This window comes from Shewanella sp. 1180_01, assembly GCF_052850535.1.
Genome location: NZ_VXCT01000001.1, coordinates 329,043 through 350,109, shown reverse-complemented (window position 1 = coordinate 350,109; position 21,067 = coordinate 329,043). Strand labels below are relative to the sequence as shown.

Sequence of the window (21,067 nt, the reverse complement as noted above, 5' to 3'; positions counted from 1 at the left end):
GCTCGATCTTTTTTTAATACCCCGACTCTAAACCCTTCACTGACCAGCCAAATAACTGCCTGCGAAATAGCACGCTTTACAATGGTTAAATAATTGTTATTTTGCCGAGAGTGATCACAGTTAATCCGCACGACTGCTGTTAATCTTAGCGGCTAATCGCGGCGGTTCGGGTAATAGCAAGGAGCAGAGTCAGAGCCACAGAATGCCCTTAATAACCCCGCAAAAAATAGTTAAGACTCATACAGGGCAACATACAAAATGAGCAACTTATTACTCAAACAAATCTGTGAACTCGATGTTTTTACCTTGCTGGTATTTAAAAGTATTTTCGACACTGGGCACGCGAACAGTGCCGCCAAAGCGCTGGATGTTTCTGCACCGAAAATTAGCCGCTGCCTCAACGCATTACGCCTGACCTTTAACGATGAACTGTTTTATCGCCGTCAACAGGGGCTAAAACCCACTCCCCTAGCAGAAAGCCTGTATGTAGCTATTTGCCAGTTTACTGAATCGGTTTATCACCTCGAACAATCTGCAACTCAGATACAAAATGCGGCCATCAATGCCGATTTACCGCTGCATATCGCTGCCTGTAATGGGCTATTGAGCTTTTTAGCGCCACAATTAAGCACGCCAGACGTCGCCCAAGCGCTAGGGCAAATACGTTTACATAAATGGCAGGAAAATAGCGCTGAGTTAATCCACGCAGGTGCGCTGGATTTTGGCATTACCTTAGAAAGTGCTGAAAATAAAGAATTAAGCTATACCAAACTGGGTTCAGTCAATGGCGTTTACATCGTTGCCACCAAACAACATCCTCTGTGGCAGATTGAGACCGATATTACCTTAGAGCAAATCTGTCGTCATCCATTCCTCTACCAAGAAGTGAAGGGCTTTAATAGCAAAATTGACCCCTTAGAATTATTTTGCCAGCGCCAAGGCCTCTTGCTACCAGCGGTGGATAAAGTCATCGACAGGGAGGAATGGTACGCCCATTTACTCACCATGAAGAGTGTGGCTTTTTGTTCAAGCATTGATATGCACACAGTAAAACATATGCCCGGATTACACTTAGAACGCCTAAGCGATACAGAACTCAATCGACTCCACGATACTATGATGGCACCACAATATTATCTCATTGAAAAGCCTGCAATTCATCGGCGATACAGCCAAAGTCAAAGCGCGCTTGTCGTGCGTTCCTTACTTGCCGCGCTCGACCCCGCACGCTAACGCGAGACAATAAGCTCAGCCAAGCTCGTGGATATAATGTTCACTAAACCTTGTTTACATCATTGCGATGATGTCGATGTTAAACGGGGTTTAGGTAGTAAAAGACCGAAGTTTAAAACAGCAAAATTACATCGATATTTTATCTCTTAACAAGGCTTATCCTCAGACGAGATTACCGCTTATTTCCCCTGTCGCTTTGATGCTTAAAACGTCAATTCCATCACTCAGATTTAGGCTATCTTAGCCTCAAGCATTTTGCTTAACCGAAAATGAATTCTTCACGGAAGTCCAAGTTAAAAAATAAAAATTGTGATGCTCATCATGGCTTTCCAGCTGAATTTCATTATTTAAAATATCAAAATGCAAATTTTAGAATTTCCATCCACGTTTGTTAAATCATCGTTCACATATCAGATACAAACTTGCAAATACCACTTTATAAGTAGGTGAATCCTCCTATATTAGAGGCACTGCACACGCAGTCTTATAGAAAGAAAAAGGGACGCGATGATGAAAAACTACAATAAATCTCTACTGGCACTGGCTCTCGTCAGTACCTTAAGCCTTACCGCCTGCGGGGACGGAAGCGATGGTCAAGATGGGGCACCTGGCACACCAGGTACACCCGGAACACCAGGCACTCCCGGAACACCAGGTACACCCGGAACCCCTGCGGGATCCTTCGCAACGACAGCTCAATCTATTACTGATCTGGCTTTCACTTTAAGTCCAGCTGACATTAAAGTGACCAGCAGTGAAGGCTTCAGCGTTAAATTTACTGTTACCGGAAAAAATGCTAACAAAGATGTTCCTTTTACAGGACTCGATAAAGTTGCGCTTTATTCTTTAACAGCAAATGAAAATACCTCAGGTACTGGCGCCCCTATTCAATGGCAAAACAATGCCATGGCGAACGCCGCAGGTACTTCGCTAACTTGTACCTTAGATGGTCTTAACGGTACTAAAAATGCTTGTACTTTAACCGAAGATACAGCAACACCAGGCACTTACACTGCAACTTGGGCACATGATGGCGCAGCGCCAATCATTAATCCCAATGATAATCCAAATGCAGTACACAGAATATTTCTACGTGCTTACAACGTCACTGACAGTGCAGGCGTAGCCTTATCTGACAAGATTTTATCTGTACCCGTTGACTTTATCCCTGCCACTGATGAACTTGCATCATCAGGTAAAGATACCGTCAGTAGCGCAGCCTGTGAAAAATGTCACGGTGAAGCAGATGGCCATATCGCCAATATTTCAGCCCACCATAACTACCAAGGCGTTAAAAATTGTGTGACCTGTCATAACCCAGATCAAATCCCAAGTGATGCAGATCTAGCCGCAGGTTTGATATTTGACTTTGCACCTATGATCCACAGGATCCACTCTGGCGCAGCAAACTTCGATACTAGCAATAATACCGCTAAAGAATGGAGTGAAATTGGCTTCCCATCTGATCTGAAAGAATGTACGACCTGTCATACTACAGACCAACCTAGCTATAACACTATTTACGCCCAAGCTTGTGTAGGCTGCCATATGACAGTCAACTTTGCGACTGGTGAAAACCACTCTGAATTTGCCCTAGCTCAAGCAGATGATACTCAATGTAGTTCTTGCCATGGCACAGGTAACTTGTCACCTGCGGTGGTACATAGTGTTGGTAAACGTGCAGAGTATGCATCTCTGTTCAAAGTTGACTTCACCAGTGCTACAACAGTTCCATCAGCGACTCTAGGCATGAAAACCTTAACCTTAACAGCCAATATCACCTTAAATGGTGCGCCAATTGCTGATGGTACATCGTTAAAAGCCTACAACGCGACCACTAACCCAACAGCGATGTTTGTCGCTAATGGTCTATTGATCGGTAATGTGGCCACTGACGGTACTGTGTACTCTTGGAGAGATGTTAAACCTGCAGCAATCAGCCTGAAACTGGAAAACGGTACACTTGCTGGTGGCGTGTTAACTATCGTTAAAGATATCCCAGATGCGCAAGCTGTGGGCACTCTCTACGTAGGTTCAGAAGCCAACTTCTGTGCTAAAGCGGGTAAAGTGGTTAGCTGTAATACTACAAACTTAGAGTTTGGTCCAACTAGCCCTATCGGTAACGAAGCTGCAGTGAAATTCTATAGCCCTGATGGTAGCGCAGTCACTAAAGCCCGTATGACTGATCCTACTCGTATCACAGTCGCAGAAACTAAGTGTAATGCTTGTCATGGCACCTTAGATTATGCAAAAGGTTCAAGACACGGCGCTTACACCTTCGACCAATGTATGCACTGCCATAACGACACCACAGGCGCTTCTGGCCACGGTGCAACTGGCTATAAAGGCGATGATGGTAAGTTAGTTGTTAATCCTGAAGTGACCTTCAATAACAAAGACCTATTCACAGTTGCTCACCGTTTCCACAGCGGTAACTTCGGTGTAGTAGAAGGTATCTTCCGCGATGCGAAAGGTGGTTTGTTCGGTTATCCTGCGGTTGAAACAGATTGTGCGGCTTGTCATAAAGACAATGCCAAACTGTTTGCAACTGACGGTGGGTTAACTTCAGGCAAACGCTCAATCAAAGTAGGTGCTTACTACATTAGCCCAGTAGCTGAATCATGCCGTACTTGTCACGCTCACTCTGATGCGGCAGCTGTCGCTCACTTTAGAAGTAACGGTGCGGTAGTTGAAGCGGATGCAATGACAGATCCTAACCTACCAGTAGAATCTTGCGCGACCTGTCATGCTGAAGGAAAAACCTACGGCGTAGATAAGGTACACGCAGAGTAGCACAGCAGTACTAGTACCTTTGGGTTGCCCCTGCACAACCCAAACTTCATCTCTGCAACTCATTGGGGACCCTTAGGGTCCCCTTTTTTATTACCGATTATCTTCACGTAAAAATGAAATATCAATCGTATTAATAACTGCGGTAAAGCTTAATCCGCTAAGCGACTGGCTTGTGCAATACGTTGCCTAAGCAGCTTGATAAAGTCCTTAGCTTCTCTGTCCAAACTGTCGTGGGGAATATACAAGTGATAACCTAATCGCGTATCTAACATCACGCAGCGATGCCCAAACATTGCCAATACACCGCGATAGCGATCCCCTTCTATCACCAAAGGACCAAACTCTGCGCCGAGATAAGTTTCTAAAGTCGCTAAGTCTTCATCTTGCGAGGCTGCAGTCACCAATAAAGGCCGCTGCTCTGTTAATAAGCCGGTGGCTAAGCGCAGGGAGATATTGTCCAAAATAGGATTTAAGTGTTTTAGTTTAATGCCTAAATAAGATAACTCTATGGTATCTAATCCATTGGTCACCCGCGGGATATCGACCCTTTGAATATTATCCCAAGCGATAGACACTTTGCCGCGACGATGAAAATAGGTCAGCCCCTTGTCATCTAATGCTAGGGTCGTTTCCGGCTCATACACCTTAGCTAAACCGAGAATGAGTGAAATCGCGCCTAAGCTAAAAAACATCAAACCCGCGGCAAACAAGGCCGGCCACGTTAGAAAAAGTCCCAACCCCAGCAACAGACTTAAACCGCCCAGCCAAGTTAAGGTTAACCCATTTCGTTTTGATAAAGGACGCACAGACATTATTTCTGACTCAATTGTCATTGTTCATCTTCCTGTTAACACTCACTATCTTTAGATTAAATTCGGAAACCACATCCTTAACTTGCCATTTTTAACTTACGGTCTTTAACCATAACCACAAACGGCCAATGTATTCGTGAATCGCCCGCTGAGAGGCCACTAGATTATCCGCCGTCAAACGCCACCAAAAATCATCTCTCCCAATAAAATCCGTTGGTGCGGCTTCAGGATGTAAACCTTTAGCGGTGAAGATAGCCATAGCCCGTGGCATATGAGTGGCCGATGTGACTAAGCGAAAAGGTTCTTCGCCTAATTCCCACTGTAAATATTGCGCTTCTTCTATCGTATCTCGCGCTAAAGGAAATTGAATGATCCGACGTTTATCGACGCCCAGTTCAACTGCGGCATTCGCCATCATTTCAGCATGGGAAAATTGAGTGAGTTCACCGCCCCAACCGCTGACAATCAATTTACATTCTTGGCCTAAATTAAGTTGTCTGACACCTTCACTAAGCCTTGCAAGCGCTACTGCAGACAAGGATTGCACCGCAGTCGCACCTTGAATATCCGAGTGCGCCGAACCTAATACCATCACAAAACAAGCGCCTGTGATGGGTGTGGAATTAATGGGGTAAGCTGATTCTAATGGGCGCACTAAGGTATTCACACCCAGCTGACTACTTAAAAAGAGTAAAACAAAGAAGGCGCACGATACTAAGTATTTCGCCATGCTCCGACGGCGCCATACCAGAATAGAAATGAGTAATAACAATAGGATAAAGGGAATCGGCATTATCCCCTGTGAAACAACTTTCTTAACCCAAAACATGATGTCCATGCCAAGCAACCCAAAAGAGCGCAATCATAGCATCAAAATACGGCGAAACGCATAGCAGATAACATTAGCCCAGCGTTTTGCTGGGCTAATATTTATAAAACGTATAGGCCATTAAGCATTGATTTAAAAGCCTAATAAGCTCACTAGATGAGTACAGATATCCAAGCGAAGATTACTTTTCCCACAACCAAGCGGCGCCGCGCACACCCGATGAACAACCATAAAGATTCTGCACCACAGGTGTATGGCACTCACGCCCCACCACATAATGGGCCAGCAATGCCGGTAATCTTGGGTAAATCGCCGCAACATTAGACATACCGCCGCCCAGCACTATAGCATCGGGATCGAGCATATTGATCACATGGGCGAGTGAGCGAGCGAGCCTATCCATATAACGATCAAACGCAGCGACCGCAATCACATCCCCCTCATCGACTAACAACATAATATCGGCACCTGATTTTGCAGCAGCGCGCACTGTACCCGCCGCCGTCAATGCCGCATTAAAATCACGCACAAAGCCAGTGCCAGAGATAAAGGTCTCGATACAATCTGGATTGCCACAGAAGCAACGGGTGGTATTAAATTCTTCCTTAGTCATCCAAGGCAGAGGATTATGACCCCATTCACCGCCGATACCATTCCCCCCGCCGTGCACTTTGCCGTTAATTGCCACGCCAGCGGCGGCACCATCGACCGACTCTGATACCGCAAAGCAGTTTGCATCATTGGCAACCCGCACTTCACGCTGCAACAATTCCCCTAAATCCACATCGAGGGGATGACCATTGATCCACGTTGAGTTGGCGTTTTTCACTAAACCTGAATAGGGCGATACCACGCCAGGAATTCCCACACCGACTGTGCCTTGCTCGCCGAGTGTCGCTTCCGCTTCCTTGACCAGATTGGCCACCGCAGCTAGCGTGCCCTGATAGTCACGTGGCGTCGTCACACGTTTGCGAAATAGCTCATTGCCTTCATCACTCAGTGCGACTAATTCTATTTTTGTTCCGCCTAAATCGACGCCCATGCGCATCATGAATACTACTCCAGTGTTTAGCCCGCCCTTTAATCAATAAGTATCGATGCTAGGCGGTCGTTATTTCACCCAGTGTTGCGAGCCGTGGTGTTTGAGCAAGAGAGACTACAAGGCTGAGCATCGCGGTTAGTGTCCAACTTTGTAGTCTCTACCTCACCCTCCGAGAACGGCGTATTCGTTGCCGACGGTTAAAAAGTCAGAGTCTACAGCGCCAGCTATTAACACCGTCTGCCGTATTTTATTTCCAACCACTTCTACGGCCCCGCTTGCTGAGGGAATAAGTCTTATTGAGCTGTTGCCACAAATTGCACAGGGGAACAGTATTGGTTTGTTGTTAGCAAACTCGAGCGTATATAACCAATTTTCCCCAGCAAAGCCTCCTGACGAAATAGCTTTAACAGTTACTGTTTCTCTAGGCTTATCTGCCTCGATGGCATAGCAATTGTCTAATGTTCTGGGGAAGGATAACAACTCACGTCGTGACGCTGAGGTTTGCTGTACAAAATCTACACGCCTGAATGCTTCTGAAATTATTGTTGAGTCTGCTATGTCAATGTATACATAGGTAGCCGTGGAAAAATCGTCTACGTCTTGCCAATGGATAATTTCATCTACCGCTGCGGCGCTTAAAATTCTAAAAACGGGATTGGATTTTGCGACAAACCCACTGCGGGTTTTGGCGCCGGCACCGCCCCACCCTTTTGAATAGCAGATATACTGAGCCAGACTATAGTCTCCACCAGCTACTTTAATCCCACCATAACAAGCTCTTGAGTTGTGTGAAAGCCTGGTTGCATTACCTGTGACCGATGCAGAGAGTTCCACATTGACCGCTATGTTAACAGCTCTATTGGCTACTACTGATGAGTTAACAAGCTCTGCTACACCGCTACCAGGCCATGTTTTATCCGATGTGATATCGACCGAACCTGACAGGAACGCATCACACTCACCAAATGATTTGCTTGACACCATAACACCAGTCAAACCAATCTTAGTACCGCTGCAATTGTAAACCTTACAAACTGATTTGACTGGAGATGAATTATCGACTCTTATAATGCTGGCCGCATCTCCAACAGTTGGGTTGAAAGCGACAACCGCCGCACTTGTTGCGCCGAACGCATTGCCCAGATCCATAGAGGAACCATTGGCGTAAAACCCAACCCAACGACCCCCATTGATATACGCTTTAACATCTTCTCCGGTAGCTCCTTCTCCAAGAAATCCCATCTTTCCACAATATTCGGCAGAGCCTATTACATTTCCATCTTCGGGTCTCTTGTGCTCCGTTGCAACAGCACTTGTTCCTGAGGTTATGTGAATGAAATCACCAATACCTACATCATCAGGCGGGCCACACCACGTATCTGCATTGTATGCAGAACAGCCAAGGCTAGCGCAGTATGCATTACCCCCGAGAGCAGCCCCCCTAGAAGAAGCAAAATAGATAGCCGCAACAGAACCAGCCAACGCTCCAGCTACATTTATATGATTATATTTTGAACGGACCACGGCTATTGCATGGCCTCCATTTTCAGCTATCCAACTAGCACGACCGTCATAATCCAAACTGGATGACGCATCGGTATTCCCCCACTTTTCACCTTTTGCAAAACAGGTAAAGTTTTCAGCGGTATATGTACACTTGTCAAATGTTATCGTTGACGGAAACCCCACAGAAACTGGAGATACACTGGCGTTGGCCGCATAAAAACCGCCATTTCTTATGGTAAATTCTTTTCCGACAAGCTTAAGTGGTGAAAGGTTACCTCCACCATAAACCCGAAAAAAACCACCCTGCAAATCTATCTCAAAATACCCATCATGTGCCTGAGCACCTGACAACATCGCTAGAGCTTGTTCGGTATTGTCTACATTTGAACCTACAGTTAAACCATAATCACCAGCCTTAAAGGTTTTAACTGGATCGGCTTTAAATTTTACGGCGACGCCTCCAACATTCAATCCGCTGTCTGTTATAGCCAATACCTCTCCTGATGCAAATGGATATATCTCATGTATATTTCCATTTGCATTGACGTGAGTAATTGGCAACCCACCATTGGCATCTGATGATGGGATAAAATCTCCGACTTCTAAATCCCTAAACAAGGGCCATATTCTAGCGTTTTCCCCCAACACCCTTTCATAACTTAAAGCTAAATTATTAAAAGCATTTGCTAGGTTTTTATCGCTTTCTGAATCAAAAACCACTCCTGCGGCGCTTAATGCATTCTGAAACTCGGCTATCACATGGTTAAACCAATCCGCACCTGGGTAGCTGGGAACATTGTTTTCACCTGACTCGGTAAACCAGCCTGCTAGGCCTGTTCGTGGCTTGTTTGCTGGGCGCTGTTCGGCTTGTGAACCATTGTGTAACGGATGCATGTTAACTCTCCTAATCGAAATTCATTTAAACGCCGTTTAAAGCGGTTTTGTTGATGTTGAAAAATGCCTAAACGGCGTAGTAAAACTCGTAAAATAATCCGCCCACTTTGTAACGCTGTAGCGTGCATTCGAGCACACGGGCATCGGACGTTAACAAAGGGGTTAATACATCATCCAAACAGGTCATGTATGCGCCTGGTATGCCGTACACATTCACCCGCAATATGTAGCGATATTTCTGTTCCCATAATGGGTAAGTGCATGAGCGTAAACAGTGGTGCGGGAACGTCTCATCAACCTCAACCGTAAAGCCCAAATCAGTGGCTAATTTCTGGATATTCCACGCTTGCAAACCACCCTTACGGTGGTACTTCTCAACCACTGCATAACGACGATATTCAATGCTTGATACTGGCTCTGCTACGCACTCCGGAAGCCCTAAATAGTTTTCCCAATCTTCTAGTAGCTCTAACGTGGTTTCTGGCCGCATCTCAAGCAGCAAGTTATCAGCGCTTTGCTCAGCACGTTCTAGCCTTGGCGCATATCCTTGGGTGTACTTATATAGGTCGAGTGAGGTTGCTCGCTGCCACAACACTCCGCGTGGCATTTGCGCTAATAAAGCGTTAGTCCACTGTGCTACGGAGTGCCCCATGTAATGGCTCCCAATGCATGCAGTTCAGTGTCTATTGCAGTGACATCAGCGCTTAAATCCAGCTCATAATCATTCACACCGACGGTTGAGCCTATGGCCGTTCGTACAGCACTTAGCAATAAAATTGAACCTGGGCTTAGTGTCTTAAAATAGCCCTCAATACTGGCTTTAACGCTCTGCTGCAACTCAGTGGTATCGGGGGTTAATGCAATGGCTAAGTTGGTGGTTTTGAGGGTGAGCGGAATGTAAACCGCTTCTATGCCACCTGGGCGACCTACATCCGTTCCGGTGGCTGGGTCTTTGTGGCGATAGATATAATCGGCCATCGTCAACTGGTCGATGTAGGTGGGTAAAATATCGGGGCGAGAATCGAATACAAAGGCATAGCCAACTGTGGCGGGTCCTTGGTAATTATCCACTGCCCACGCGCGATCAACGCCTGCCACTTCACGGCACCAACCTACATAATCATGCACAGCACCACCCATGGGCGGGTTGCGCTTACGGAACAATAAACGTTCAAGTACTTTTAATGGGGTTTCTAGTTCTGCTCCGCCCGTAATGCTGCCAGCAATGCCATTTGGTTGAATGCCTGGCACAGTTGAAATTAGCGTAAGCGTTTGACCTGCTAACACGTTGCCAGCAATCCCTGCTGCCTCTGCTTCTACTTGTACAACTACATTGCCACCGGATGGCGCATTCGATAGCGTCACTTTAAACAAGCGGCCATCTGAATGCGTCATCACAGTGTCAATAGGGATCGTGGTATTACCCACAAATGTCACGGGGCCTGCGGCGCTGGTTGCCAGCTTTTGAATGATTCCCTCAGAGCGTGCAGTGTCGATAATCGTCTGTTCTTCTGACTCCGATGAAGGGATGATCTGGCGTACTATCCAGCTTTGATAATCATATAAATCACGTAGGCTTCCGCTGACTGCTGAGTTAAGCGCTTGCTCGATGCCAAACTTAGGTAAAATTGAATCTAACGACGCTTCAATGTCGATTAAACCGCTTTCAATCAGTGTTCTAAGCGTGGGTACATTAAACGGCACTTTGTGTCTCCCATCGTTTTGATACAGTAAAAGAAATCACTGCGTTGTCGGGTTTAGTGATCACAATATTTAAGGCTAGGGTTTGAAACTTGGGGATAGAACCTGTCACAACAACGCTCTTTGCCGTTACGCCATAACCGTCATCACGCAGCATCCAAGCGAGCGCGTCCTGTGCATATTTAACGGCTTTATTGCGCACTTCGGTGGTCATCTTTTCACGGTATAACAACCACAACTTGCTACCCCAAGGGGATGAAGAAAAGGTATCGCCAGGCCAACCGCGTAGGTCGCTTGAATCATCGGGTAAGGTGTCTGAATCATCAGCGCGGGCGTCGGTGAACAATGAGATCAAAGCGAGGGTGGATATCTCGTTTCCGATACCGTCACCCTCGCCATTATTGAACTCAATTAGCAGCCCTGTATTTTTCATCATGTCGAACACGATGCTAACGCTCATAACTAACTCACTCTGGTGGTGTAGTCGGTCTGCTCTCAGCGTCTTTGTGGATGTGCCCAAGGTAAGTAATACTGTTCGCGCTTAAATCAGATCCAGTGATAACACTGTCTGAAGTAATACCGCTTACCGCATAAATCCCGAGGTCTGTTGATATGCCACCAGTGACGTGTAAAGGACCTTGAATTAAAGACTCTGGTGAGATGATAGTGAATGAGTTGGAAGCATTGAAAATAACGTCGGTTGCTCCAATGGTGAAGCTGTTTTGGATTTCAAAGATAACATCAGTAGCAGTAAGGATAATCTTACCGTCTTCGGTTAAGCGGATTTTGTGACCTTCGAGATGGTATAGAAAAACGTCGCCAAGTTCACCCTGTGGCCGACATTTTTTATCTTCAACCGCAATCGCCACCAAGCCAGATAATGAGCCACCCAATGCCGCCACAATCGCCTCAGCACCTTCTGGTGGGTATGAACTCATGCCATAGTTTTGGAAGCGTTCAATATTGTCTGCTGACTCATCTGCATGCATCTTAACTTGCAAGTTCTGGCGCTGTAGGTCCTCCACTATGCCGCTCACTACCGCACGGGTAAGCATGCCCGTAATGCGGCGGCGGATAGGGGCAAGCAAGCGTTCAATATAGCGTTCAGTTACCATTTGGTTGTTTCCAATCTGAGCCTGTAAGCTTAGTGGCTTTAACGACTTCCGCAGGAATGTCCATAGCATCAGGGCGCACTACGCTAATCACAGCTAAACGGCCTGATTCATCTTCACTGAACATGATTGATAAAATCAGCATTTCTTCATCTAGCCCCATGATCTCATCAATCACAGGCACTAGGGTGTTGATGTTCCAAAGCTTGCCCGTTTGCGGAATACGCCAACCTGTCACCGTATATTCAACGCTGTTGGCTTTAGCGATACTGCGCTGGCGTTCCCACTGGCCACGCTTAGCTGCACCTTCAGCGGTAGTGATTTCTTCATTAACAATAATCAACGGGCGATAGCGGCCAATCTCATTATCTTTCACATCGGCTTTAATGCCTCCAACTGAAGTTAAAGCGGCAGGATCCCAATCCTTTCCATGTGCCGCGCCTGCGGCTTTAATGGTGAAATTACTGTAGCGCTGGCGCCAACTAAAACGCCCCCGAGCCGCTTTAACGTTTTCACCCAGTATTAACGAAACACCCGCTTTAACTTTGCTGGCACGGGTAATCACTAAGTTGCCAAAGGTATCGCTGGTTAGTAGCACGCCACGCTGCTTAGCGAGGCGTGATAACAGTTCGTGCGGGGTTTCACCCTGTTCGATTTGAATACGTTGGAATAACTCACCCACATCGGTATTCACAATCACTTTAATGCCGAAAGGCTTACATACCACCTCAGCAATTTGGGTTAACGTTTGGCTGTTGAATTGGCCGCTTGGATAGTCAATAGAGCAATCAACAAGGTCAGCAGTTTTATCGCGGCCACTGACGCTAATGGTCACAGTGCTATCATCGTAACTTGGCACCCAGTCATCTACGTAGCCGGTGATCACGCGCTCGCCACCGATATCAATCGTGCAGGCTTGTCCTTGGGTGATTGGCTCCTTAAACTTCTTATACTGCTGTTCGTCTCCTTGCCACTTCCATGTGAGTTCTAAATCAAATGCACCCGACATGGCATCGAGCGAGCGGGTAACGCTTATCTTGGTCCAGCCCTGATAAATATTGCCACCGGCTTTTAATACGATTTCCTCACTCATTAGCTGATCACCTCAACGGTATCAGTGGGCAAGATAAATGCGGGGTTAGCAAAGCCGTTACGTTGTACTATGCTGTCACGGCGCTCGGTATTACCCGTTTGCTGCCACGCGACCAAGGCAACTGGCACGCTTTCTTTAGCTTGATACAAACTCACTTGCGGTAACAATTCAGCACGGGCACGAGTATCGGCCAATACAGCTTGGCGTAATACGCGCATCTGCCGCCAGACTGCCGAACTACCCGAATCAACAGCAGCTGCTGCATAAAGAGCAAGTTGATCGGCAATGCCATAGCCAAGACTTTTTAATTGCTGCCCAGTTAAGATCGCGTTGCGTTCTGCACCCGATAAGCTCTCAATTACTTGCGCTTCATCATTCAGTTTTTTAACAATCTCAGCATCACTTAAGGCAGAACACTGAGCCACAATGGCACTGTTTAAGGTCAGCGTTTTAAAGGTTTGGGCATTCGACAGCATAGCGTCATTTTTTGAGGGGTTAGCAAACTTAGGCACAGATCCAGCCATGCCACCGTCACTTGATATATTGCGAGCAAGCCCACCTGTCACAGCGAGTTCTGCGCGCATACCGTCCCAACGGTTTTGCACATTTGAGTAAACATCTAATGCACGGATCGGGTCTTTGACTACGCCTTTAATATCCTCAAGCAAGCCCATTGTTTCACGGGCTAAGTCGCCAGGGTAAGCGAGTAGATCACCAATGCTATCTTTAGTGCGCATAAGGCGATCAGTCCATTGGCGCAGGTCATCAGGTAGCGAGGGTAAATTGCGGGTGAGTTCATCTAAGTCATCTAAAAATACATCAACCATGTCGCCCATACCATCAAGCGTATTGGTATCAAAGTCATTCTCAAATGCTGTATTAACCGCGTCTTTAGTATTTGCTGATTCTGTTTTTACTTGAGTAGCGGTATCAGATTTTGAATTGGGGAATAAGTTTTCACCCACTTCAAATACTTCAAAGTTAATAGTCGCAGTGCCGTCAATGCGATTCACTAATTTATGGCTTACCTTGCCGACTTGAACTTTACGAATACCAAACCAAGGGTGAACTAATTCCCCTGGTCCTTGTTTATTCAATGCCTCAAGAATGGCTTGTAATTGCTCAAAGTAATTATCACCGACAACACGGCCACTAATACGCTCTTGCGTTAAGACCTTGCCGTTGTCTTCGGTGTAGCCAATTTCTTTTTTAGGGTAAGCGTGGGGGATAGCACGACGGCCACTTTCGCCGTCGGCCTCTTCTAGTAAAAATTCAACACCCCGAAACGAGGCGGTTAAACGGTCTTCGAATGCCATTTAAAACTCCTTTGCGTGGGGTTAGTTGATACCCGTATCAGGGTCAACGGAGATGCCAATGGGCGCTTTAGATACGCTAAGCTTTGCCCGTTCATCAGTTAAGTGGAGTTTAAGATCAATGCTACCTTCAAGGGCTCTGGCATAGCTGTTGATATCTGATTGAGTTTTTGCGTCAAAACTCGTGTTAGGTTTGGCGACATCTTTAATTTTTTCTTCACCGAAGATACTTGGAAATACATCTGATAGTGTGGTGGCCTTAGCCCATTTAGCAAAATCAGTATCACCTACCGAAGCATCAGCAATAGATTCAATAATGGGGTACATTAATAATGCAGCTGCACCTGTTTTGGCTGCTGAACCAACTTTGCTCCATTTGCTTTTCCCTTTACTGTCACCACCCATGGCATCAGTAATGTCAGCACCCATAGCGCCACCCATACCACCTGCGCCCATGTTGACGACATACACAGGCATCACGCCCATATCAGCAAAGCCACCCGCACCACCTTTGCCATTTTTGCCTTTACCTTTGCCGCCAAAGTTATCGCCAACCCATGACACAGCATCAACGGTCTTTTTAGCCGCCACTAAGCCACCGACTACCCATAGCGCTGCTTCGCCCCATTTGAGCCAGTTATCTATGGTCTTATCGTCCACACTGTTTATGGCATCAGCAAGGTCTCTAATCGGTTGTGATAACCGACTTTCGGCAAATTGACTAAATGACGTGTTTAACGACTTAATGGCATTATTAAATTCAGCCGCATTTTTAGCAGCGGCTTTTTGGGTTTCCCCATATTCACCTGTAGATTTGTTCATTTGCTTGATTAAATCTTTATTCTCCTCAGAAAATAAAGACGTCAAACCTTGGATTGCTGTTTGGTCGAAAACATCACCTAATGCCATTGGATTATTTTGTGCTGCTTCTAAAATCTCTAACAGTAACTCAATTGGTTCGCGTAATTCTTTAGTGCCTTTTTTAAATACATTGATACCTTTTGAATTTAAAAACTCAACTTTATTTTTATCACTGAATGCAGCAAATACACCTTGAATCGAGGTGAGTGATTCGTTGGCATTACCTTTAGTTTTTGCAAACAACTGAACCAATGAAGCCATTTGGGTAATGGCCGCAGGGCCTTTACCTTGGTATACCGCAAATAACTGCTCTGATATTGATGCTAAATCTTTTACGTTTACGCTACCCACGGCGAACTGACTGTATAAGTCATCAATCACGTTCATCACTTCTTTAGCGTCTTTAATACCTTTCTCGCGGAACTGGGCAAATAACGCGCCGCTTGATTTGGCATCGGCACCAAACGCTTGCATGAATAAACCCATGTTCTCAAGGTTATTCTGCACAAACTCAAAGTCCCCCGTCTTACCTAACAGCTCGTCAACAGCGGCGGTAAATTGGGTGGTATCAATGCGGATGTCTTTTTGATTGGCTAGCTCAAGGATGTTGCCTTTCAGCGTGGCAACTTGGTCATCAGTCAGTTTGGCGTTAGTGCCTAGGCGGGTCATCTGCTCACTAAAGTTGCCAATACTACGCACTGTGGCACCCGTAGCAAATGCCGCAGCAATCCCCACATAGCGATTGCCTAACGTATCAATACCACGGCCAGCCACTTCGGTAGAGCGCTTAATCATGGTCATTGCCGTGTCATTCTTTTTGGCAAAGTCACTCATCGATGTGCCGTACTGACGCGCTTTAGCCGCAAGATTGCCAGCAAGGTTTAAAATAATATCTGTTTTAAGTTGCTGGGCCATGGATTAACTCTCTTAACTTTCGGTAGGTACGAACAAGGCGACGCAGGGACATTGCAGATGAGACGCTTAGCGGAATACGAGAACTCATAGCAAGCTGTAAGTCCTCGCAAATATCGGCTAGCGCCTTAAGATCGCCCCCGTTCTGCTAGCGCCTCTGCAATCATCTGGTCTAGTTCGCTGGCCTTAACCTGTAACATAGTGAAGTCGTCTTGGTGCAGCTTGCGCAGTTCCTTCACACTAATAGGCCCGTTTACTTTGCCGATGTATTCGACTTGGCGTACTAATAGCTCCAAGCCGTACAGCACATCTGAGGTGTAGCAAATCGCCTTGCCGTCTTGGACGATCACTTTCTCGGCGGCTAACTGGGCATCAATATAATCACCCGAGGTGAGCTCACGTAGGCCCACCTCAAGGTTAACTGTTTCGCCAACTTTGAGGCCATGGGTGAGGTTAAACGTCATGTCAGCCATTAGATGCGCTCGACCTTATCGCCGTGAAATGTGCCTGTAATATCGCCACTATCACTCATAGAAAACGGCGCAGTTTGTGTTGCTCCCGTCATCATGAAGTCCACGCCGTTATCACCTTCCCATGTCAATGTCGCATTTTTAATTTTTGCGATATCAAGCACGTCAACATCTTCAGCGGCGGCGATAACTACAGATATAGTTGGAACGGTATATTCACTTGAGAATCCCCAGTTTTTCCCATTCCCAGTATGCGGAGTAGTTGTTGCGCCACCTGGATTTAATGTTGAACCTTTTTTGGTTTTCAATTCTTTGTTGTTGGCACGTATTGTTACTTGCCCAAGGATAGTTTGTCCCATTGTGATTGCCCCCTAATTAGAGTTTGAACTGCATCAACGCAGCAAAGATACGGAACTGGTTAACGATGTCAGGATTGAACACGCAGTTAAGGCGGTTTTGATCGCTGCTATCGCGGTAGACCTGCAACGTCTCTTTAAAGCCGTCAAAGTCTTCTATTAAGCCTTTTGGAACCCAGTCATTATTTGCAAGTGCAAGCATGGCGTTACGCATGATCTTAGGCGTGACAACAGGCTGACCTGGATCAAGCCGCGCTAATACATCGTCTCCGGCTAACTTGTGGCGCGGAAAACTATTAGTCACCATCACGCGCAGTGAATAACGTAGGTAGCCCAAGGTCGCTGGGGTGGTGATATCCAAATAGCTTGGGTCTGGATCGCCGTAGCTGTTCTCGCGGTACATAGACACTTCGCGCTCAATCGCCACTTCACCGCCTGGCGTTACCATATAGGTGGCAATGCCGTCACCTAATAACAAGTTGCGTTCGGTTGGGTCCCATTGGATTTCTTTAGCAGGCGGCAACAGGCTAGTCATCACCAGCGTTTGCAGTGGTCGAGCTGGATCAATACCTAATGAGTAAGACGCTTGACCAGCGTAAGCTGCTGCCCATTCCCAGGGTGAGTGGGGCGCTTTGTTGGTACCCATACAGGTAAACAGGTAGTCATTTCGAGCAACACCAAACGCGCCAGACTCAGCAAAGGTGCCACGGAACGCAGTGTATGCAATGCCTTCAATCATCTTAAGTGGGCCCCAACGATTTACCAGCTCATCACGTAGCTTGTTCATTGATTGGGTGTCGTTATAAGGCATCACCAAATGGTTGTACCACTCGTTCGGAATCGTCGCGATAACCGCATCCATATCTGGTGTTCCTGCACCGCCCGTCATTTCAACCACGGTTAAGGTGACACCCTGCGGCAGCTGCTCGCCATCATAGTAGTTGTAACGAATATCGATATCGTTAGTGGTTTGTCCCTTCCACTTGGCGGTTAACTCAACAGTTTCGGTGGTGGCGGCTTTAAGTGCTGCGGTAACGGGTAGATTTGCATTAGCGTTAATCTTGGCAATCATGGCCGTGGCAATAGTTGCCGCTGTTGCGGCTTCGTCTACGCCCACTTGTACCGACTCACCCGCGATTAACAATGCAATCACGCCCGCTTTAGCCGTGGTGGCCGCGATAGTGATCTCACCCTTGGCGGCACTTCCTGCGCTTAAGTCGGCCACACCCAAGGCATAGACATCGGTATAGCCGTTAGACTTGCGGAACATTTTCAGTGTTCGCGCCAGCATCGAGCCTTTGCCATACAGCGCATCCATTTGGCTTTCGCTGTTGGTGATGCGGTTTAAGGTCAGGGCGGTGGCGGTTCCTGCTACCAGCTGCTGACCGATCACTAATACTTTTTGCGCAAGTGCAGGCGTACCCGATAGCGCGTTAGAGTTTTCGATCTCGATATAAACGAGAGGGGCCTTAATATCGTTAGGGATGCTACCGAGTGACATGGTTATGCTCCTGCTTTAGTGGTTGCTGCTTTGGCAGCTTTAACTTCGACTACATCGACATCGTTTAAGCGACGCACCCAAAAAGATGAACGCTCAACCTTTTCGCCTTCGGCATTAAGGTATTCGCCGTTCGGCTTGCGTACTGGTACCGCAGCTTTAGCGGGCTTTATGTGGATTAACATCTTCTAACTCCTGATTTTCATTTAATGGATGGTCTGATTTAACGCACTCATAAACAACATTACCTACGTAAAACCCTCCTAACTTTTCACATTCCATTGCAACGGTATGATGAGCTTGCAACCAACCAAACCAGCATCCAATCAAACCAAAAAATAAAGCTGTTAATGCAAACGAAACAAAACTCATAACCACCTCTACTGCGGTAATTCCACCACGCCTTCGAGTACTGGCGAACCGTCTGCTAATTCGGCTTTAATGCCAAACCGTTCGAAGTTATCGAGCGTGCTTAGGTCGATTTCTTCATCTAAATACCATTGCTGAGTCCAGCTAACCGACCATACTGCAAGGCCAAGGTCATCAATCTGCGCGCCATACATGTTGTCACCGCGTACCGCTTCTGCCTTACTGTAAGCGGTTGGCAGGGCCCCACGGCGCAGCAATAAGCCCGCGATCTTTCCCGCAATCACTTCGGCGCGTTCGTCTTTCTGGTACCCAAATTGGTCAGTCGTAAAGACGTAAGCGGCAAAGTTCACAGTACCTATGATGCGATTACCAATGCTCTCGTACTGGGGCACACGTAGCGCTGCGATACGAACGCCGCCATCACGGTTAGCTATCCAGCGCTTAATATCCGTCGGCGTATCAAACTTGCCTATGTGGCGCTCAACCGTTTGCACTCGATCAAGTTGCTTATCTGTGCCCTCAAGCTCTGGCTTTAGATAATCAACTACTTGTTGGCATGCCCAAACGGTTGAGCCTACGACACTAAACGTGGGTCTGGTTGTCATTGGATCAGTCCTTCAAAAAAGCTACCCAGTACGGCATACACTTCGTTTTGGTTGTCACGGCTTAAGCCTAAAAACTCTCGCTGTGGGATATTCATTAGCCGGCTAAAAGCCCTGACTGATTGATAGACTGGGAACGCCAACGCTTTGCCAAATGCCTGTGTAATAAGGCGCGTGTGCGCATCCACTTGAACCGCACCGCTAAAGCCGTTTTGAGGTACATGGGCATAGGCCAAAGGAGAGCCAATATGGACTTGGTCCTTTGCAACCACGTACTGGATTGAATCGAGCAAATCCCCGTCACCCTGTAATAGCGACTGATTACCGTGACGAGTCTTGGCATACGCACTAGACCACGCAGCCCAAGGCTTACCATCAGGAGATGATTTTTCATCAGCAATACGTCTCCGAGTCTGGCTTTCAACTATGCCGCCGAGGGCATCTAACAATTCCGCTTTGTGCTTAGGATCGCCAAGGGTATCCATGAGCTGCTGATAGCGTTGCAGCTCATTGGTCCCTGTGACCTGTACACTAATCGACATTACAGAACGCCCCGTAAGCTATCGCGGGTAAAGATGCGCTCATTGCTTTGCACTAACTCCACTTTGCCCAAACTGGTTTCAGTTGGCTTATCAGCCTTAGGTAAGCCCAAGTCGCGCTTACCCATACCGATTGCATTCAAAGTAGTTATGGCTTTGTCATAGCGTTTTTCTAATAAGTCAGTGGCTTGATGATCACGATCCGCTAACCAGTAGAAAGTGATAGTGATGGCCAGCTTATTCAACATGCTTGGCACAACGGCCAAGGGCAGTGCATAGCGCGTTAAGAATGAGTTGATCTCATCATCGGCTTGCTCCAACGCTTGATTGATGAATGTATCGCTTAGCTCGCCTGTGGTGCGGTCAATCGCAAAATTCCACAGCATCGACTCATCGCGATCAATCAGGTCTTGCTTAGTTGCATAAACTGCCATCACTGCCGCCTTACTGTTCTATTACGCTAGCTGGATCGATAAGGCTTTCGAGTTCCACGTCGGCCACGACCAAGTGGGGTTCACTGTGGACACGCTGAGCCTTTTCAAGACTGAGGCACACCACGCGCTCTGCATCATGCTCAAGCGTAGATACATCGTTTTGGCCGACATGATCCCCATCAACCACGAGCACCAATGTTTCTGTGAGACGATGGAACTGCACACCCGAACGCCAAAATCCAGCGTCCGTTTTAGCGCGCACTGTAAAGGCTCCAAGGATGTGCAGAGCATTACCGTTAGCGCCATTAGTGACATCATTACCTTGCGATACATGACCTTCATTTGAACCTTCCTGATTAGTGGGTTTTAGTTTGGCCTGTTCGTCCGCTTTGGCTTTCGCCTCAGCTTCGGCTTTAGCCTGTTCTTCTGCTTGCTGTTTAGCCTTGGCTTCTTCCTGTTCCTTAGCTAACGCATCTGCTTCTGCCTTAGCTTTTGCTTCTGTATCAGCTTTGGCTTTGGCTTCATCACTACTTACGGCCGCGTTCTGTTCGGTTTGCGGCGCATTGATGGCAGTATCCGTTGCCACTGGTACAACTCCATTGGCCGTAACGGCCTTAGCTTTCTGCGCTTTAGTTTGTTGTCCACTCACGTTGAACTCCTTTTAAACAAGGTTTAAACCATTCAGTTGCTAATTAATG

22 protein-coding genes are annotated in these 21,067 nt (G+C 46.9%); 2 read left to right on the top strand and 20 right to left on the bottom strand.

The features are described from left to right. The first annotated feature begins 258 nt into the window (after window positions 1-258). Both FW758_RS01640 and FW758_RS01635 read left to right on the top strand, forming a co-directional pair. A complete protein-coding gene (locus FW758_RS01640; RefSeq protein ID WP_063883223.1) occupies window positions 259-1,233 on the top strand; it encodes a LysR family transcriptional regulator in 975 nt (324 codons plus the stop codon). A gap of 507 nt (window positions 1,234-1,740) precedes the next feature. Next, window positions 1,741-4,026: an OmcA/MtrC family decaheme c-type cytochrome gene (locus FW758_RS01635; RefSeq protein WP_446444467.1), complete on the top strand. Its 2,286-nt coding sequence runs from the start codon at window positions 1,741-1,743 to the stop codon at window positions 4,024-4,026. A 149-nt stretch (window positions 4,027-4,175) separates the two neighbouring features. Here the strand turns inward: FW758_RS01635 and FW758_RS01630 are convergent, their stop codons facing one another. The 20 genes from FW758_RS01630 to FW758_RS01535 all read right to left on the bottom strand — a co-directional run bounded on the left by FW758_RS01630 (window position 4,176) and on the right by FW758_RS01535 (window position 21,018). Further along, window positions 4,176-4,859: a DUF2982 domain-containing protein gene (locus FW758_RS01630; protein WP_413493014.1), complete on the bottom strand. Its 684-nt coding sequence runs from the start codon at window positions 4,857-4,859 to the stop codon at window positions 4,176-4,178. Window positions 4,860-4,929: 70 nt separating this feature from the next. Further along, window positions 4,930-5,631 (bottom strand): YdcF family protein, encoded by a 702-nt coding sequence (locus tag FW758_RS01625; RefSeq protein WP_446444541.1) that lies wholly within the window; start codon window positions 5,629-5,631, stop codon window positions 4,930-4,932. A gap of 217 nt (window positions 5,632-5,848) precedes the next feature. After that, window positions 5,849-6,718, bottom strand: coding sequence for a fructokinase (gene mak / locus FW758_RS01620; RefSeq protein WP_446444466.1), 870 nt, complete (start codon window positions 6,716-6,718; stop codon window positions 5,849-5,851). A gap of 153 nt (window positions 6,719-6,871) precedes the next feature. Continuing rightward, window positions 6,872-9,109 carry a hypothetical protein gene (locus FW758_RS01615; protein ID WP_446444465.1) on the bottom strand — a complete coding sequence of 746 codons (2,238 nt, stop codon included), beginning with the start codon at window positions 9,107-9,109 and terminating at the stop codon, window positions 6,872-6,874. Window positions 9,110-9,176: 67 nt separating this feature from the next. Beyond that, the gene (locus FW758_RS01610; protein WP_446444464.1) at window positions 9,177-9,761 is read right to left on the bottom strand and encodes a YmfQ family protein; all 585 of its coding nucleotides are present in this window, start codon (window positions 9,759-9,761) and stop codon (window positions 9,177-9,179) included. Further along, window positions 9,746-10,813, bottom strand: a complete 1,068-nt coding sequence (locus FW758_RS01605) for a baseplate J/gp47 family protein (RefSeq protein ID WP_446444463.1) — start codon at window positions 10,811-10,813, stop codon at window positions 9,746-9,748. Before FW758_RS01605 ends, FW758_RS01610 begins: the two co-directional genes overlap by 16 nt. Further along, the gene (locus FW758_RS01600) at window positions 10,803-11,270 is read right to left on the bottom strand and encodes a phage GP46 family protein (RefSeq protein WP_446444462.1); all 468 of its coding nucleotides are present in this window, start codon (window positions 11,268-11,270) and stop codon (window positions 10,803-10,805) included. Before FW758_RS01600 ends, FW758_RS01605 begins: the two co-directional genes overlap by 11 nt. A 7-nt stretch (window positions 11,271-11,277) precedes the next feature. Then, window positions 11,278-11,925 (bottom strand): phage baseplate assembly protein V, encoded by a 648-nt coding sequence (locus FW758_RS01595; RefSeq protein WP_446444461.1) that lies wholly within the window; start codon window positions 11,923-11,925, stop codon window positions 11,278-11,280. Then, on the bottom strand, window positions 11,915-13,015 hold the full coding sequence (locus tag FW758_RS01590; RefSeq protein WP_446444460.1) for a phage baseplate assembly protein: 1,101 nt from the start codon (window positions 13,013-13,015) through the stop codon (window positions 11,915-11,917). Before FW758_RS01590 ends, FW758_RS01595 begins: the two co-directional genes overlap by 11 nt. Then, entirely contained in the window at window positions 13,015-14,331 is a 1,317-nt protein-coding gene (locus tag FW758_RS01585; RefSeq protein WP_446444459.1) for a DNA circularization protein, read from the bottom strand. Before FW758_RS01585 ends, FW758_RS01590 begins: the two co-directional genes overlap by 1 nt. A 21-nt stretch (window positions 14,332-14,352) precedes the next feature. Beyond that, window positions 14,353-16,104: a hypothetical protein gene (locus FW758_RS01580; RefSeq protein ID WP_446444458.1), complete on the bottom strand. Its 1,752-nt coding sequence runs from the start codon at window positions 16,102-16,104 to the stop codon at window positions 14,353-14,355. Window positions 16,105-16,229: 125 nt separating this feature from the next. Continuing rightward, the gene (locus tag FW758_RS01575; RefSeq protein WP_446444457.1) at window positions 16,230-16,574 is read right to left on the bottom strand and encodes a phage tail assembly protein; all 345 of its coding nucleotides are present in this window, start codon (window positions 16,572-16,574) and stop codon (window positions 16,230-16,232) included. Further along, on the bottom strand, window positions 16,574-16,930 hold the full coding sequence (locus FW758_RS01570) for a phage tail tube protein (RefSeq protein WP_446444456.1): 357 nt from the start codon (window positions 16,928-16,930) through the stop codon (window positions 16,574-16,576). Before FW758_RS01570 ends, FW758_RS01575 begins: the two co-directional genes overlap by 1 nt. 16 nt (window positions 16,931-16,946) lie before the next feature. Beyond that, window positions 16,947-18,428, bottom strand: a complete 1,482-nt coding sequence (locus FW758_RS01565) for a phage tail sheath subtilisin-like domain-containing protein (RefSeq protein ID WP_446444455.1) — start codon at window positions 18,426-18,428, stop codon at window positions 16,947-16,949. Between the two features lie 2 nt (window positions 18,429-18,430). Beyond that, window positions 18,431-18,610: a DUF2635 domain-containing protein gene (locus FW758_RS01560; RefSeq protein WP_446444454.1), complete on the bottom strand. Its 180-nt coding sequence runs from the start codon at window positions 18,608-18,610 to the stop codon at window positions 18,431-18,433. Then, window positions 18,585-18,797: a hypothetical protein gene (locus tag FW758_RS01555; RefSeq protein ID WP_446444453.1), complete on the bottom strand. Its 213-nt coding sequence runs from the start codon at window positions 18,795-18,797 to the stop codon at window positions 18,585-18,587. Before FW758_RS01555 ends, FW758_RS01560 begins: the two co-directional genes overlap by 26 nt. Window positions 18,798-18,805: 8 nt before the next feature. Further along, the gene (locus FW758_RS01550) at window positions 18,806-19,399 is read right to left on the bottom strand and encodes a hypothetical protein (protein ID WP_446444452.1); all 594 of its coding nucleotides are present in this window, start codon (window positions 19,397-19,399) and stop codon (window positions 18,806-18,808) included. After that, window positions 19,396-19,938: a phage virion morphogenesis protein gene (locus tag FW758_RS01545; protein ID WP_446444451.1), complete on the bottom strand. Its 543-nt coding sequence runs from the start codon at window positions 19,936-19,938 to the stop codon at window positions 19,396-19,398. Before FW758_RS01545 ends, FW758_RS01550 begins: the two co-directional genes overlap by 4 nt. After that, window positions 19,938-20,369 (bottom strand): gp436 family protein, encoded by a 432-nt coding sequence (locus FW758_RS01540; protein WP_347674927.1) that lies wholly within the window; start codon window positions 20,367-20,369, stop codon window positions 19,938-19,940. Before FW758_RS01540 ends, FW758_RS01545 begins: the two co-directional genes overlap by 1 nt. Before the next feature lie 10 nt (window positions 20,370-20,379). Then, entirely contained in the window at window positions 20,380-21,018 is a 639-nt protein-coding gene (locus tag FW758_RS01535) for a hypothetical protein (protein ID WP_446444450.1), read from the bottom strand. Window positions 21,019-21,067: the final 49 nt, after the last annotated feature.